The 14,771-nt window shown below is 52.4% G+C and carries 13 protein-coding genes; 10 read left to right on the plus strand and 3 right to left on the minus strand.

Annotated features, from left to right (window positions below; translation table 11 throughout):
• Positions 1 to 110 precede the first annotated feature (110 nt).
• Positions 111 to 530: an alternative ribosome rescue aminoacyl-tRNA hydrolase ArfB gene (gene arfB / locus ABC502_RS11730; RefSeq protein ID WP_330088816.1), complete on the plus strand. Its 420-nt coding sequence runs from the start codon at positions 111 to 113 to the stop codon at positions 528 to 530.
• Between the two features lie 5 nt (positions 531 to 535).
• Here the strand turns inward: arfB and ABC502_RS11735 are convergent, their stop codons facing one another.
• Positions 536 to 1,417, minus strand: a complete 882-nt coding sequence (locus ABC502_RS11735) for a TraB/GumN family protein (protein ID WP_330088817.1) — start codon at positions 1,415 to 1,417, stop codon at positions 536 to 538.
• A gap of 168 nt (positions 1,418 to 1,585) precedes the next feature.
• Here ABC502_RS11735 and ppc point away from each other — a divergent pair, with 168 nt between their 5' ends.
• On the plus strand, positions 1,586 to 4,219 hold the full coding sequence (ppc, locus tag ABC502_RS11740; protein ID WP_345916145.1) for a phosphoenolpyruvate carboxylase: 2,634 nt from the start codon (positions 1,586 to 1,588) through the stop codon (positions 4,217 to 4,219).
• 58 nt (positions 4,220 to 4,277) lie between these two features.
• On the opposite strand, the gene ABC502_RS11745 is transcribed toward ppc, so the two are convergent.
• Both ABC502_RS11745 and ABC502_RS11750 read right to left on the minus strand, forming a co-directional pair.
• Complete coding sequence (locus tag ABC502_RS11745; protein WP_345916016.1) at positions 4,278 to 4,775, minus strand: hypothetical protein; 498 nt, start codon at positions 4,773 to 4,775, stop codon at positions 4,278 to 4,280.
• Between the two features lie 106 nt (positions 4,776 to 4,881).
• Positions 4,882 to 5,769: a LysR substrate-binding domain-containing protein gene (locus ABC502_RS11750; protein WP_330088820.1), complete on the minus strand. Its 888-nt coding sequence runs from the start codon at positions 5,767 to 5,769 to the stop codon at positions 4,882 to 4,884.
• A 377-nt stretch (positions 5,770 to 6,146) separates the two neighbouring features.
• Between ABC502_RS11750 and ABC502_RS11755 the strand changes: the two genes are divergently transcribed.
• From ABC502_RS11755 to ABC502_RS11790, 8 genes are all read left to right on the plus strand, one after another.
• Positions 6,147 to 8,108, plus strand: coding sequence for a protein-disulfide reductase DsbD domain-containing protein (locus ABC502_RS11755; RefSeq protein WP_345916017.1), 1,962 nt, complete (start codon positions 6,147 to 6,149; stop codon positions 8,106 to 8,108).
• A 68-nt stretch (positions 8,109 to 8,176) separates the two neighbouring features.
• Positions 8,177 to 8,779, plus strand: a complete 603-nt coding sequence (locus tag ABC502_RS11760; RefSeq protein ID WP_330088822.1) for a redoxin domain-containing protein — start codon at positions 8,177 to 8,179, stop codon at positions 8,777 to 8,779.
• Positions 8,780 to 9,010: 231 nt separating this feature from the next.
• On the plus strand, positions 9,011 to 9,211 hold the full coding sequence (locus tag ABC502_RS11765) for a hypothetical protein (RefSeq protein ID WP_345916018.1): 201 nt from the start codon (positions 9,011 to 9,013) through the stop codon (positions 9,209 to 9,211).
• 134 nt (positions 9,212 to 9,345) lie between these two features.
• Entirely contained in the window at positions 9,346 to 9,531 is a 186-nt protein-coding gene (locus ABC502_RS11770; RefSeq protein WP_330088823.1) for a hypothetical protein, read from the plus strand.
• 130 nt (positions 9,532 to 9,661) lie between these two features.
• Positions 9,662 to 9,856 carry a hypothetical protein gene (locus tag ABC502_RS11775; RefSeq protein ID WP_345916019.1) on the plus strand — a complete coding sequence of 65 codons (195 nt, stop codon included), beginning with the start codon at positions 9,662 to 9,664 and terminating at the stop codon, positions 9,854 to 9,856.
• 84 nt (positions 9,857 to 9,940) lie between these two features.
• Positions 9,941 to 11,137, plus strand: a complete 1,197-nt coding sequence (locus ABC502_RS11780) for a lanthionine synthetase LanC family protein (protein WP_345916020.1) — start codon at positions 9,941 to 9,943, stop codon at positions 11,135 to 11,137.
• 24 nt (positions 11,138 to 11,161) lie between these two features.
• Complete coding sequence (locus tag ABC502_RS11785; RefSeq protein WP_345916021.1) at positions 11,162 to 14,311, plus strand: lantibiotic dehydratase; 3,150 nt, start codon at positions 11,162 to 11,164, stop codon at positions 14,309 to 14,311.
• Positions 14,312 to 14,463: 152 nt separating this feature from the next.
• Complete coding sequence (locus tag ABC502_RS11790; RefSeq protein ID WP_330088827.1) at positions 14,464 to 14,700, plus strand: hypothetical protein; 237 nt, start codon at positions 14,464 to 14,466, stop codon at positions 14,698 to 14,700.
• Positions 14,701 to 14,771: the final 71 nt, after the last annotated feature.

Here is a 14,771-nt window from a genome sequence, read left to right on the forward strand (position 1 = left end):
GGGTGGTCAGCCATGGTTGATGCCGTACTTTTGCTAACAGCAATGGGCAGGGCAAAGGATTGTACTCGGCCGTGCAGCAGGGTTGTGTTAGGCTGTGGGCCGGAGGAAGCATGATAGCAATCAATGATCAGTTCGAGCTGGCAGAGGATGAGTTGGAGTGGCAGTTTATCCGTGCCAGTGGCCCGGGTGGCCAGCATGTTAATAAAACCTCGACCGCGGTGCAGCTGGTACTGGATATACGGGGCAGCTCGCTGCCGGATTGGTTGAAACAGCGGTTGCTGAACCGGGCCGATCACCGTATTACCCAAAGTGGCAAAATTCTGATTAAGTGCCAGCAAAGTCGTAGTCAGGAGCAAAACCGGGAACAGGCACTGGCGCAGCTGATCCAGTTGTTGGCTGCGGCCTCGGTGCAGCAGAAAAAACGCACCGCCACCAAGCCAACCTATGGCAGCCAGCAACGGCGCATTCAGCAGAAAAAGCAGCGTGGTGCTACCAAGGCGCTGCGTCAGGGCAAACCAAAGCTGGAATAGCCCTGTTATTGTGCCTTTATTTGCCGAACCTGATAGCCACGCTCTGCCAGCAAGTCCAGCACATTGTCTGGTCCTGCCAGATGCAGAGCGCCTACCAGCACAAATTCAACTTGTGGGGTTTGCAGCATGGCATCGATTTGCTCTACCCAGTCCTGGTTACGTTCGGTGAGCAGTCGCTGATAAAAACGCTGGCCAACTTCGGTGTCCTGCATCTCGCTGACCAGCCCGGACAGAGCCTCGCGATCACCACTGCGCCAGGCAGCAAGTGTTTGCTGCATAAAGTGCTCGGTATCATCCAGTTGGTCCAGATTTTGTACTAGCCAATCGTCTTCAAAGCCATCAGAGACCGAAAAAAGCAGAGCAAATTGCTGCTCCAGTGTTTCTAAAAAGCCTTTACTTTTGCCATCTTGAGCCCCTTTTTTATAAAAGTACATATCGACACCGTCACCCGCCATACCTAGTTGCTGCAGTTTAAACTGCATCATTTGTACCAGTACAAAGTCTGGTTTAAAGGCTGCCAGGGCTGTGATATCAATGCCCAAATCCGCTGCTGCCTGTTGCAGTCTCTGGTAGCTTTCCTGGCTAAGCACTGAGTTGAGCGTTCGGCCATCCTGGTACATGGCATAGCTCAGCATCAGGGGACCAATGCTTGGATCCGACAGCTTGCTGATATCAATTTCAAATACCAGTTTGTCGGCTTGCTGATAAGCTTTATCAAACTCTGCCGGCAGCGGAAACTCACTGGCTGGCAGCAAGTGCACGGTGCCGCCGATAAACAGCTGATGCTGGTCGTTACTGACTTGCCAGACTGCACTTTGTGCCAGCAGTTGCTGACAGAAAAACAACAGCCCAACTGCGATCAGGCGAAAAAAGGTATGTGAGAACATCGCGAAGCTCCTTGTGCACTAAAAGCATTATCATAATGGTAATTTGTCGATAACAACAGCCTTTGCGGCAGCTATGCTGGCAGATTGTTGCTGCTTTGGTAAGCTATCATGGTTGAGTACAGTACAACGAAGTATTAGGGTGAGAGAAGAGCAAACGGTGTGGAGAGAATCATGGAACATTATGCGGCCTTGCGGGCCAATGTTGGTTTACTGGGAACCCAGTTAGGTGATTTGATCCGCCAGCAATTGGGTGAGACGGTGTATCAGCGTATTGAGCAAATCCGCCAGTTGTCGAAAGAGGCGCGGGCAGGTGACCTCGGGCAAGAGCAGCAGTTGAAGCAACTGCTGCAATCATTAAGCGATGAGGAATTGCTGCCTGTTGCTCGTGCTTTTGCTCATTTTCTCAATTTGGCTAACCTGGCGGAGCAGCAGCACAGTACCAGCCAGGAAGTACTGGCAGAAGATCGTCAGGCCGCGCCTTTGCAGGCGATGCTTAATCATTTGCAAGCCGCCAACCTGGCTCCGGATGAGATTGTAGCTGCGGTGGAGAAGTTAGCGATTGAGCTGGTGCTGACCGCACACCCGACTGAAGTATCGCGCCGTACTGTGATCCATAAGCTTACTGAAATAGCGGATTGCTTAACGGCTCTGGAGCAGCAGCGTGCCGATTGCCAGCAGCAGCGGCTGCGTGACAGGATGCAGGAGCTGATAGCTCAGCTGTGGTTTACCAATGAAATTCGTGAGCAGCGCCCAACCCCGGTCGATGAAGCCAAATCCGGTTTTGCCATTATTGAGAGCTCACTGTGGCAGGCGGTGCCGGCCTTTTTACGCGAGCTGGACAGCTGGATGCGTGATGCTGCTGGTCAGGCGCTGCCGCTTGCGGCCACGCCGGTGCGTTTTGCCTCCTGGATGGGCGGGGATCGTGATGGCAACCCTTTTGTTACTGCCAAAGTGACGCGGCAGGTTCTGCTGTTAAGCCGCTGGAAAGCAGCCGATTTGTTTATGCAGGACCTGGATGTGCTCAGCAAAGAGCTGTCGATGAACCAGGCCAGTGATGAGTTGCAGCAGCTCAGTGAAGGCGCCTTTGAGCCTTACCGGGCAGTACTGAAGCAATTACAACAACAATTGAGCTATACCCGTGATTGGCTGACCGAAGCGCTGAACCGGGACCGGCTGCAGCGCCCGGCCGATCTAATCTGGCAGCAGGAGCAATTGCTGGAACCTTTGCTGCTGTGCGATCGCTCCTTGCGTGAATGTGGCATGGCACAAATTGCCGATGGCCGGCTGCAGGATACCATTCGTCGGGTTTATTGCTTTGGGGTGACGCTGTTAAAACTGGATATCCGGCAGGACGCGGCCCGCCATACCGGGGTATTCAGCGAGCTGACCCGCCATCTGGGGCTGGGTGATTACAGCGCCTGGAGTGAAGACGACCGCCAGGCATTCCTGCTGCGCGAGCTGCCCAATCGGCGGCCGCTTTTTCCAAAGCAGTGGCAACCTTCCGAAGAGGTGCAGGAGGTGTTGGACACCTGCGATATGGTCGCCCGCCATGGCGAGGAGGCCTTGGGCACCTACGTGATTTCGATGGCGGGTAGGCCTTCGGATGTGTTGGCCGTGCAATTGCTGCTAAAAGAAGCCGGCATAGGCTTTGCGATGCGGGTGGCGCCTTTGTTTGAAACCCTAAGCGATTTGCAGCAGGCACCGGATTGCATCCGGCAGTTGCTGGCGATTGACTGGTACCGTGGTTACATTCAGGGCCAGCAGGAAGTGATGATTGGTTATTCGGACTCGGCCAAGGATGCCGGAGTGCTGGCTGCCTCCTGGGCACAGTACAGCGCCCAGGAGGCCTTGGTGCAGGTCTGTGCCGGTGCCGGGGTGCAGCTGACCCTGTTCCACGGCCGTGGTGGTACCATTGGCCGTGGTGGAGCACCGGCCCATGCTGCCATTTTGTCACAGCCACCAGGATCCCTGGATGGCGGTTTTAGGGTCACTGAGCAGGGCGAAATGATCCGCTTTAAGTTTGGTTTACCCAAGCTGGCTGAACGTAGTTTAAGCCTCTATGCCAGTGCCGTGCTGGAAGGCATGCTGTTACCACCACCGGTGCCCAAAACCAGCTGGCGCCGGGTGATGACAGAGCTGGCTGAAAGCTCTTGTCGGGCTTATCGGGCTATGGTGCGCGAGCATCCGGATTTTGTCCGTTATTTCCGGGCGGCAACGCCAGAGCAGGAATTAGGTCAGTTGCCTCTGGGCAGCCGTCCTGCCAAACGCAATCCCAAAGGTGGGGTCGAAAGCTTACGTGCTATTCCCTGGATCTTTGCCTGGTCGCAAAATCGTCTGATGCTGCCGGCCTGGCTGGGTGCCGGCAATGCTTTGCAGCAGGTGCTTGATCGCGGTGAGCAGTCGGTGCTGGTGGACATGCAGCAACACTGGCCGTTCTTCGCTACCCGTTTATCGATGCTGGAAATGGTGTTTTTAAAAGCCGATGCCGCCATTTCCGCCTACTACGACCAGCGCTTGGTGCCCACCGAGTTGCATGGGCTTGGTGAGCAACTGCGTCAGCAACTGGCGCATGATCAGCAGTTGCTGCTAAGCCTGACGCAGCATCGTGAGCTGATGGAAAATGAAAGCTGGATCCGTGAGTCCATTATGTTGCGTAATACCTATGTAGACCCGCTGCATCTACTGCAGGTAGAGCTGCTGCACCGTCAGCGTCAGCAGGCGGAAACACTGAGTCCGCAGATCCAGCGTGCACTGATGGTTACCATTGCGGGAATAGCTGCAGGAATGCGTAATTCGGGCTAAATTGCGCTACAAGTCCCAGACCCGGCATCCTGCCGGGCTGGTTTCCCCTGGGATGACATTAACGCTGAGCAGTCAGGCCTTCCAGTCGGCTGGAAAACTGCTGCAAATTATGTTGTACCAGCTCGCTGTCGCTTAGTTTAGCGGCACGCTGAAAGTCTTGTTGCGCTTTGGCTAAATCCTGCGCCACCCAGTGCATCACACCGCGGTTGCTGAGTGCCAGCGCTTGCATTTCGCGTCGCTCGGCTGCCGAAGCCTGAGCCTGGCTGCGAGCCAGCGTGATGGCGCGGGTACAAGCCGAACTGGCAACGCTGATATCGGCTAGCTGGGTGTTGGCGACACAAAGCGCCATGGTTCGGGCAAAAACATCGCCATCGGCTTTGCTGCTGTGCAAGGTGCTCAGGCCTTTGGCTGCATCGCCCTGTTGAATGGCGCTGGCGCCGGGCGTTGCTTCGACAATAGCCATCTGATAGTGGTCACTGGCGCTCACCAAGCCTGCGTTGCAGGCAAGCAGTAAGGCTGCCACAGGTTGTACAATCAAAGAAAGTTTCGCTTTCATGGTGATTCTCCAGTTGCTGTCAGCCAAAAGTGCTGACAGTCCTAACTTTAGAGAGTCCCACCCAATCCTACAAACGATAAAAACAAGACCGATGGATGAGCAAAACTCATCTGTACTGCTCAAAACTGGCCAGCACCCAGTCAATCAACCACTGGATTTCTGGCCGGTCCGGTTGTTGCCGGTGTTGGATCAGGTAATACTTATCCCGGGTAGTCCAGCTGCCATCAAACAGAGCCACTAAAGCGCCGCTATGAAACCAGGACTGACTGATCGGCATCGGGATCAGCGCAATCCCCAATCCTTGTTCTGCTGCCCGTGCCATGCCAAACATGCTGTCGAGTTGCAGGATTTGTTTAGGGCGAAAATGCTCGATACCGGCAAATTCAGCCCATTGATGCCAGGCATGGGGCCGGGATTGATGCAGCAGCAAAGGCAATTGATTGAGTGCATCCAGCCCCAGCCGGCTACATTGTTCATACAGGCTGGGGTTGCAGGCGGGTTGGTAACTGATGGCAAAAAGCTCATGGCACAGGGCTGCCTGCGGCGGGCTGCCAGAAAGGATAATGGACACATCCGTTGGCCGGCTCGGGTCGCTGCGGGTTTTCACTGTATCTACCCGCAGGTTAATGGCCGGGTATTGCGTCGACCACCCCCGTAAACGTGGCATAAAGAGTTCGCTGGCAAAAAATTCCGGCATACTGATGCTGACTTCCTTACTGCCGGCATTTTGGCTGAACTCGCTGATGGTATGAACCAGCTGCTGCATCACAGGCTGAATGGCCAGATAAAAGCTCTTGCCAGCCGGAGTCAGCTCCAGCGCCCTGGTTTTTCGAACAAACAAACTTAAGCCCAAATCCTCTTCCAACTGCCTGATCTGGTGGCTGACCGCCGACGGGGTGATGTACAGCTGTTCGGCGGTATGTTTGAAACTGAGATTGTCGGCAGCCAGACAAAAACAGCGCAGGCCTCGCAAGGGCGGCAGGCGTGTCGACATTAAAAAAACTCCTGATAGTCATATCCAAAGTACTAGCCAAAAAGGTACAGCAAAACTCGTGCCTTTCTTTCTGCCTGCTTTTAGTCAACATTGTAACCAAAATACGGCTATATACCGCTCTTTTTTGGTGCAATTCACCTTGCTGGTGCAACCGGGGCTGGTCGTTTTTTCTTGGGGCCTAGTCGCAGAAAAGCCTAAGCGCTTGATCTACCCCCGCCAGGATGGCGTACACTGAACTGCCAAACCAAACGATTTGTGATTCGATGATACGACAGCTATTGATGGTTCTTTGGTGTTTGCTACTTGCTGTGCTTGCAACCAGTGTGCAGGCGGTTTCGACGGGCTGGAAGCAGGCGCCGCATATTCAGGTGGAGCTGGTGAGCTCACACCAGACCGTATCTCCTGGCCAGACATTTATGCTGGCGCTGCACTTATTACCGCAAGAGCATTGGCATACCTACTGGCAAAACCCCGGTGACTCCGGGATGCCCACCCAGATCCGCTGGCAGCTGCCAGAAGGGGTGACCGTTTCTGATATTCAGTGGCCAGCACCACAGGCTTTTTCCATCCCTCCCTTGATGAATTACGGCTTTGAAGGCTCCACAGTGCTGCTGAGCAAAGTGACTTTGCCGGCCAATTACACTGGTACCGGCTTGCTCGTTAAAGCCGACGCCTCTTGGCTGGTGTGCGAAGAAATCTGTATTCCGGGTGATATGGCGTTTGAGTTGCCGCTGGCGGTGGCACGTCAGCCGGCAGTGTCGGAGCATTACCGTCCGCTGTTTGAGCAAGGTAAAGCAGCGCAGCCGGTGGCTTTGCAGCGGACTGCTTCCTATCAGTTGCAGGATGGTGTGTTTTCTGCAGTGATCGAGTCCCAAGACGATTTGCTGGTGGACGCCTTTTTTGTGGCGGCTACCGATCTGGTTGAGCATGCCCGTGAGCAGGAGATCAGCTGGCAGGATGGCAGCTTGCTGATCCGCCAACCACAGAACACTTACTTTCATCAGGCGCCAGAGCAGATTGAGATTGTGCTGACCAGTGGCCCACAGGCTTTCGTGGTGCAGGCGCAGCGGTTGGATGCAGCTGGCGCTGCGCAGGCGGGTACCGACTTTGGCCTGGCTGCCTTTTTACTGGCGCTGCTGCTGGCGGCGGGTGGCGGCCTGATCCTTAATTTAATGCCCTGTGTTTTTCCGGTATTGTCGTTAAAAGCCATTAGTCTGGCCAGCAGCAGTGGCGATGCCGCCAAACAAAAACGCGATGCCTGGAGCTATACCTTGGGTGTACTGGCGATGTTCGCAGTACTGGCCCTGGCACTCATTGGCCTGCGGGCGGCAGGCGCTGCAGTGGGCTGGGGCTTTCAGTTGCAAAACCCCTGGCTGGTTGGGGCACTGGCTTACCTGTTCTTTGTGCTGGGTCTGAGTTTGTCCGGGTTGGTGCATTTTGGCAGTCGTTTAATGCAGTTGGGATCACACCTTGGCCAGCAACAGGGGGCTAAAGGCTCGTTCTTTACCGGGGTATTGGCGGTGATTGTGGCCAGTCCCTGCACCGCGCCTTTTATGGGTGCAGCACTGGGGTATGCGGTTACCCAATCAGCACCGGTGGCCTTGCTGGTGTTTTTGGCCCTTGGTTTTGGCATGGCGTTGCCATTCTTGCTGCTTGCTTACAGCCGCCGGCTGGCACGTTTACTGCCTAAACCAGGTGCCTGGATGGATACGCTCAAACAATGGCTGGCGTATCCTTTGTACTTAACCACGGTCTGGTTGCTGTGGGTACTTGGCCGTCAGGCCGGGGTGGATGCGCAGGCGCTGGTGCTGGTGGGTTTGGTTTGTCTGGCTGCTGCGTTATGGCTCTGGGGGCGTCAGCAACTGGGGAAGGGCTTTCGGTTGGCGCCGCAGCTGAGCTGGGTGTTTGCTTTGCTGGCCATCTTGTTGCTAGTGCTGTTGCAGCCACAGCAGCGGGGGGCGCTGCAAAGTGCGGAAAACCGGCATTGGGAACCCTGGAGCCCGGCACGCCTGGCTGAACTGCAAGCGGAGCAGCAACCGGTGCTGGTGAATATGACCGCTGACTGGTGCATCACTTGCCTGGTCAATGAACGGGTGGCGCTTAATACCGACAGCAGCCGCCAGGCACTGACGGACTATGGCGTGACCTACTTAAAAGGTGACTGGACGCTGAGAGGTGCTGATATTCATGCTTATTTGCAACAGTATCAGCGCGATGGTGTGCCTTTGTATGTGTTGTACTGGCCGGGACAGGAGCCAAAAATTCTGCCGCAGATTTTAACGCCAAATACGCTTCGCGATCAGCTTGCACAATTGGCAAATACAACGTCAGGTCATTAGCGCCTGACACTTTTTATGCAGCCAGAGCCGTAGTGGCTGTTTATTTAACAATGAAACGGAGTAATACCATGAAACTAAAGCAACTTTTCAGCGCCCTGGCGCTGGCTGGTACCGTGACTGCGGTGGCTGCCGCACCACAAATCGGTGCTCCGGCTCCGGATTTTACCGTGGTCGATAGCCACGGCCAAACCCATTCACTGGCAGATTTTGCCGGCAAGAATGTGATTCTGGAGTGGACCAACCACGAATGTCCCTTTGTGGTAAAGCACTATGTTAGTGACAACATGCAGGGCCTGCAGCAGCACTTTGCGGATGCCGATACGGTCTGGCTAAGCGTGATTTCATCTAAACCAGGCAGCCAGGGCCATGTTAGCCCGGAAAAAGCCAATGAGCTGACAGCCAGTCGCAGCGCCCAGCCTGCAGCGGTGCTATTGGATGAAAGCGGTGATATGGGTCGTGCCTATGACGCCCGTGTAACGCCGCATATGTATGTGATTGGTAGCGACGGTAATCTGCTGTACATGGGCGGTATTGATAGCATACCAACCGCCAATCCGGCTGATATTCCTAAGGCGGAGGCTTACCTTGCCAATGCTGGCAATGAAGTTCTCGCCGGTCAGCCAGTAAGCAAGCCAGTCACCCGCCCTTATGGCTGCAGTATTAAGTATTAAACTATCATCATCAACCAGCAGGCCTTGTTGCCTGCTGGTACCTGCTTTGTAAGCACATTTGTGTTCTTTACTCCAGTGTAGATATTTTTGTAGCAATATCGGAGCTGGTTTTATGTGATATTTAAGTGATAAATTCTTCCGTATTGTTGTATTGCTGGGTCTTCATTGATATTGATGTGCTGCTTGATGTGATTCAAGCAACATCAAAAATTAAAAATGAAGGAAATAACTATGAAGTTAGATCTGAAAAAATCCGAGCTTGTCAACCTGTCCCAAGATAACAAAGTCTTACCAGAGGCGTTAACTCCGCAAGTGGCCGGTGGTACCCGCCCCATGCCATCTTCACCCTTTAATGGTTGTATCACTGCCAATATGGATACATGTGTATCCAATCCGGATGGTTCAACCATAGGGTGTTGCATTATCCCCTGATTTTTAGGCCGTTAAGGGAGAATGCCAGCTCTGCTGGCACTCCCAATGATAGCTATGTGTGCATTCAGGCACATTTTTATGTCGTTTACTAAGTCCAGTATGGATGATGAAGTCAGATAATGAGGATTTTCAACATGAACTTACAATTAAAAAAAGAACAATTGCTTAACCTGTCAGAAGACACCCTGGTTTTACCACTGCAACTTACGCCACAGGTTGCAGGGGGAAATACGCTTCAATGCCATTCACCGGTTAGTAGTGAATGTCCTCCAACCGAAACTACGGCAACGATCAGGGAGCTGTTGACCGCTGCTTGTTAATATTGGGTCCTTGTTTTTGGTTGTGATATATATATGATAATTTTTGGTATCTATTGCTGTGCTAAGTTGTAGTTGTTATGACTGGTGTCCCTGCTTTTTGCAGGTGATAGCAAACTAAAAGGAAACAACAATGAAACTAAATCTAAAAAAATCGCAACTGGTGAATTTGTCACATGACAACAAGGTGCTTCCTGAAGAGCTAACTCCACAAGTTGGTGGTGGTTTTGATGGTGGGACTATTCGCGCAACTCGGGATACCCCCAATCAACCAGGCTGTCCATCCGATCCCTTTGGCTGGACCAATGCATGCTGTCAAATCCCTTGATTATTCTTGGGTGATAGGGAGTAAAGCGAGAGGCTCTCCTCTCGCTTTCGTTTATCTTAACAGGCTGTGTAGGAGTTAAGCTTTGTGGCTGATACAACCAAAATTAAAAACATTATTGCATTGCTGACTGCGCATATTATCGACAATATGCATCCCCCCTCTCAGCCAGGGATTTTATCAGGCCGTGCCGGCCAGCTGTTATTTTTATGGTATGCCGCGCGTTGGATCCCCGGCCTCATTTCTGAAAGCCAGTTTGAAGACTTGCTTGCTGATTTATCACCGAATATGGAAGTGCCCTATGCCATGTGCTTTGGCCATGGACTTTCCGGTATTGCCTGGTTTTACGAAGTCATACTGAATGATACGGAGTATCAGGCTGAGTTTAATGCCAACAGCGACACTGTATTGCATGACTATGTGCTCTCTGCACAGGGCAATGCTGAGTTTGAATATGTGCTGGGGTTAAATGGTATTGCGGCTTACGCAGCAAGACGCGCACATCATGGACAGGGTAAGCAGTTGATTGAGAGTCTTGTTGCAGAGCTCATCGCCAGAGCTCACTTTTTTCATGAAAATGAGTGTTCCTGGCCCACACAGCCAACGTCAGCCTATCGTTTGGTGGAAGATAAAGATGAGCAAGAGTTTAACTTAGGTTTGGCTCATGGCGTGCCGGGAATACTGGCCGCACTGATTGCATTAATTCCTCATTTAGATGACGAGGATTGCAAGCTTAAGGCGACCAAAGTACTGCGTGCAGGCTGTCACTGGCTGGTGAAACAGCAGCAGGATCCAGCTACCTATGGCAGTTATTACGCTAATCTGGCGGGGTACCCTGCAAAATCCAGGCTGGGTTGGTGTTATGGCGATCTTACCATCGCGTTGACTCTGTTTCGGGCAGGTGCCTTGCTGTCTGAGCCGGGCTATTCCAAACTGGCACAGGCTATCAGCCTGCACGCCAGCAGCAGGGGGCCGACGGATGCCATGATTCAGGATGCCGGGCTTTGCCATGGCGCCGCTGGTCTTATCGTCATTTTTAGCTTGTTACAGCGTTATTACCCTCACCCAGAAATAGCTGCTGCATCGGCTCATTGGCGAGACTTTGTGTTGTCGCGTTTTGAAAAACAAGGCTTGGCGGGCTTTAACAAATTAAAAGATGGGCCGGATAATCTGCACTTTGAAGAAGATTACTCATTCTTAAGTGGCTATGCAGGGGTAGGTCTCTGTTTATTGGTTGCCGCTGGCCAAGAGCCGGATTGGATCGATGCGCTATTGCTGGCCTGATAAAAAGAATAAGAAAGGAATGCTATGAGCAGTAAAACCACCCTTATCGCTGACTTTCATGTGGTCAGACTGACGCGCCTTAGTGTTAGTAAAATCAAACAACTCCCCAAAACGAACCTGGCTTTGCAAGATTATTTGGCCAGTTGGTTAGCGTCTCCTGGGGTACTTGAGGCCATCTATCTGGCCAGCCCGTCTTTGGCCGAGCGACTTGAACTTTGGCGCAGCAAGCCAGACAGCAAATCAGGCCGTAAAGTGACTGCCGCTTTGTTAAAGTACTTGATTCGCATGTGCTGCCGGCCTACTCCTTTTGGGCTTTTTGCCGGTGTTGCGCTGGGAGAGTTTGCTGAAAGTAGCCGGCTAATGCCGGGTGATTTGCTGCAGGATAAACGCAAAACCCGTTTGGACATGCATTATCTGAGCACTATGCAACTGCAATGGGCACAGAGTGATGATGGGCGCAAGCAGCTCCGCTACCAGCCCAATACCACCTTGTACCCACTAGGTGCCTTTATGCACTACATTGAATCGTATCAATCGTCTGCGCAGCGGCAGTATCGACTGAGCTCGGTAGAACGTGATGAAGCACTGGAGGCCATGTTACGGCTTGCCACAGCATGCATGACAGAAGCGGAGTTGATCCAGCAATTTAGTGCCGATTTTCCTGATGCTGCAAAAGACGATATTGCGGACTATGTCCGACAGTTGATTCAAGAGCAAGTGCTGGTGGCCGAGCTGAAGCTGCCCTTAACCAGCGGTCAGCCGGATCAGGCATTTCTGCAGCAGTTACTTCAGGCTGGAAATCTCGAGGATAGTACTCAGCTACAGGCTGCTTTGGAACGGTTGGCCTGGATAGATCAGCAACAAGCTGCACAGCCAGATGATTATCAGGCCATTGTGCAGCAACTCAAGCAGCTAGTGTATCCGGTGTCGGAAAATAAATTATTTCAGACCGATACTTACCGGGCGATGATGCAGAACCAATTGGATAAGGGTGTGGTCACGGTGCTGGAAAAAGCATTGCTGGCATTAAAAGCTCAGAGCTCACCAGCTGAAAGCTCATTTAAAGAGTTTATCGGCAGTTTCCAGCAGCGTTTTGAAGGTCAGTTTGTACCTTTGTTGCAATTGCTGGATGATGAAGCGGGTATTCCTTACTCCAGTGATACGGGTTATGAAACGCCATTACTGGCAGGCATCCATATTGCCAGCCGGCGACGCAGTGGCAAAAACCAGCCGCAAAATGCGCTGGAACAGAAGCTGTTATCAGCCATGCAGCAACAGGCGCGAGTAGCCGTTATTCAATTAAGCAGCGATGACCTTTTAGCCCAGGCCAATAGTGAGACCTTATGGCAACAGCTGCCGGCATCCTTTGCGGCCAATATCAGTTGCTATCTTGATAACGAAGGGCAGCCATTGCTGCATTTCCATGGCTGTTCAGGGCCTTCTGGTGCCAATTTGCTGGGGCGCTTCTGCCATTTGGACGATGGCTTAGAGCAGAAGGTGCGTGCTTATTTAGCCGCAGAAGAAGCCTTGTCGCCCGATGTGGTGTTTGCCGAGGTGGTGCATATGCCTGATGGCAGGCCAGGCAATGTGATTGCAAGACCAGCACTGCGTCAGTATGAGATTGTGTTTTTAGCCGATTCGGCTTTGCCGGAACAGCAGCAGATTCAGCTGCAGGATCTCTATGTTTTTGTCGAGTCCGGGCAGGTGAAACTGTGGTCACGCCGGCTCAATAAACAAGTGATTCCCCGGCTTAGCTCTGCACATAATTACTCCGCACGAAGTCTGGGCTTGTACCGCTTTCTTTGCATGCTGCAGCATCAACAAGGCAGGTTGCCATATTTTAATGCCCCTGCCAGCTTTATGCAGATGGAGCAGCAGCCAAGGGTGCAATTGGATAATCTCATCTTACATGAGGCGCAGTGGCTGGTAGATCGCAGCCTGCTGCAAGCTTTGGTGATTGATAACATCTGGCAACCGGAAGCCTGGCATGCACTGGAGCAGCGCTATCAGTTACCCCGTTATGTCTGCTATGCGGTCAGCGATAATGTGCTGACCATAGACCTGCAAAATCCGCTGTTGCTTACGGCTTTACTGGATGAAACAAAAAGTCAGCAAAAAGTTCTGCTAAAAGAATCCCTGGCCATGCAATATCAGAGTGCGGTGCGCACAGGGGATGAGGATTTTGTGCATGAAATCATTGTGCCGCTGTTAAACCCTAAGGCCAAACCTTTTACTACCTTGCACCCCAATCCGGCCAGGCAGTTGGGAATGACCATCCAACGTCGCTTTGCACCTGGTTCACAGTGGCTAAGTCTTAAAATTTATGCCGCTCAGAGTACGGCTGAGCTGGTGCTAAGCGATATCCTGGCTCCTTTCCTAAAGCAGTGTCAGCAACAGGGGCTGTTTACGCAATGGTTTTTTATTCGCTATGGCGATCCGGACTGGCATCTGCGAGTACGCCTGCGTGGTGAACCTGCCATGCTCTATGGCCAGGTACTGCCGCTGTTACAGCAGCGACTGGCTCCCTGGTTGGAAAGTGGCCGGCTGCATAAAACCGAGCTGTTTACCTATCAACGTGAGGTTGAGCGCTATGGTGGCGATGCCGCTATGGTGTGGGTCGAGCGGCTTTTTCAAGTCGATAGCAGTTTGGTGCTCGATACCTTGGCACTAATTCGTGAATATGGCGAGTCGGTTCGCTGGCGCATGGCACTACAGGGGGTGGACGCTCTGCTGACAGCCTTTGGTTATCAGGCGGGACAAAAGTTGGCGCTGATTAGTGAGTTGCGACAGGGCTTCGGGCAGGAATTTCAGGAGCATGCGCAGCTGCGCACGCAACTGGGCAAGAAGTATCGTGAATACAGTTCACAGATAGAACAAGACTTCCGGGCGCTGGCAACAGGCAGCAACGAACAGCCATTGCAACAGATGCTGCAGCTCAGACAGCAGTTGTTGCAACAGCTGGGCCCAATTACTGCAGAGCTATTAGTGTTGCAACAGCAAGCGCAGCTTAGTTGTTCGCTGGATTCGTTAATGCATTCGCTGCTGCATATGTTTAACAACCGAATTTTTAAAGCCTACGGTCGTGAGCAGGAGTTTGTGGTGTATGACTTTTTACGGCGCTTGTATCTGGCGGAGCAAAGTAAACAGCAACGGCAACAACAGCATGCTGGCTAACAGTTGTCGTTGATATCGAGTCTGGATGATCCATCCGACAGGTCTGATAGCCCGAAAAGTAAGTTGTGCAAGGCTATGGACTCACCTGGCCAATACGTAATTAAAGTAGTAGTACTGGTTTAAGTAATCGTAACCCAAAGGAACAGAATCGTATGAAGCTTACCTTACAAAAAAAGACGTTAATCAACTTGTCGATGGACTCTGCGCAGTTGCCCATTGGCCTGACACCTCAAGTCGCGGCGGGGCAGGGCTTTCCGTCAGAGCGTGGCTGCACAGGCCATCTGGACTGCAATACAATCTCACAATACAACTGCGATACTTTGATTGAGTGCGGCCCGTCCTATGCTGTGGCTTGTAAAACCATCCCTTGCCATACCGTAGAGTGTTAAAACAAGCTGAACCTGTCGGTTGACAGGTTCACTTTTTGCTTGTGTTATAGTTACATCCATTATGTAGGATG

Origin of the sequence: Alkalimonas sp. NCh-2 (assembly GCF_039631345.1) — a bacterium.
Taxonomy (GTDB): domain Bacteria; phylum Pseudomonadota; class Gammaproteobacteria; order Enterobacterales; family Alteromonadaceae; genus Alkalimonas; species Alkalimonas mucilaginosa.

Coding starts and splice junctions, on each gene's coding strand:
- ABC502_RS11735 (WP_330088817.1), bottom strand. CDS start 1,417: ATGTTCTCACATACCTTTTTTCGCCTGATCGCAGTTGGGCTGTTGTTT.
- arfB (WP_330088816.1), top strand. CDS start 111: ATGATAGCAATCAATGATCAGTTCGAGCTGGCAGAGGATGAGTTGGAG.
- ABC502_RS11750 (WP_330088820.1), bottom strand. CDS start 5,769: ATGTCGACACGCCTGCCGCCCTTGCGAGGCCTGCGCTGTTTTTGTCTG.
- ABC502_RS11770 (WP_330088823.1), top strand. CDS start 9,346: ATGAACTTACAATTAAAAAAAGAACAATTGCTTAACCTGTCAGAAGAC.
- ABC502_RS11745 (WP_345916016.1), bottom strand. CDS start 4,775: ATGAAAGCGAAACTTTCTTTGATTGTACAACCTGTGGCAGCCTTACTG.
- ABC502_RS11785 (WP_345916021.1), top strand. CDS start 11,162: ATGAGCAGTAAAACCACCCTTATCGCTGACTTTCATGTGGTCAGACTG.
- ABC502_RS11790 (WP_330088827.1), top strand. CDS start 14,464: ATGAAGCTTACCTTACAAAAAAAGACGTTAATCAACTTGTCGATGGAC.
- ABC502_RS11775 (WP_345916019.1), top strand. CDS start 9,662: ATGAAACTAAATCTAAAAAAATCGCAACTGGTGAATTTGTCACATGAC.
- ABC502_RS11765 (WP_345916018.1), top strand. CDS start 9,011: ATGAAGTTAGATCTGAAAAAATCCGAGCTTGTCAACCTGTCCCAAGAT.
- ABC502_RS11760 (WP_330088822.1), top strand. CDS start 8,177: ATGAAACTAAAGCAACTTTTCAGCGCCCTGGCGCTGGCTGGTACCGTG.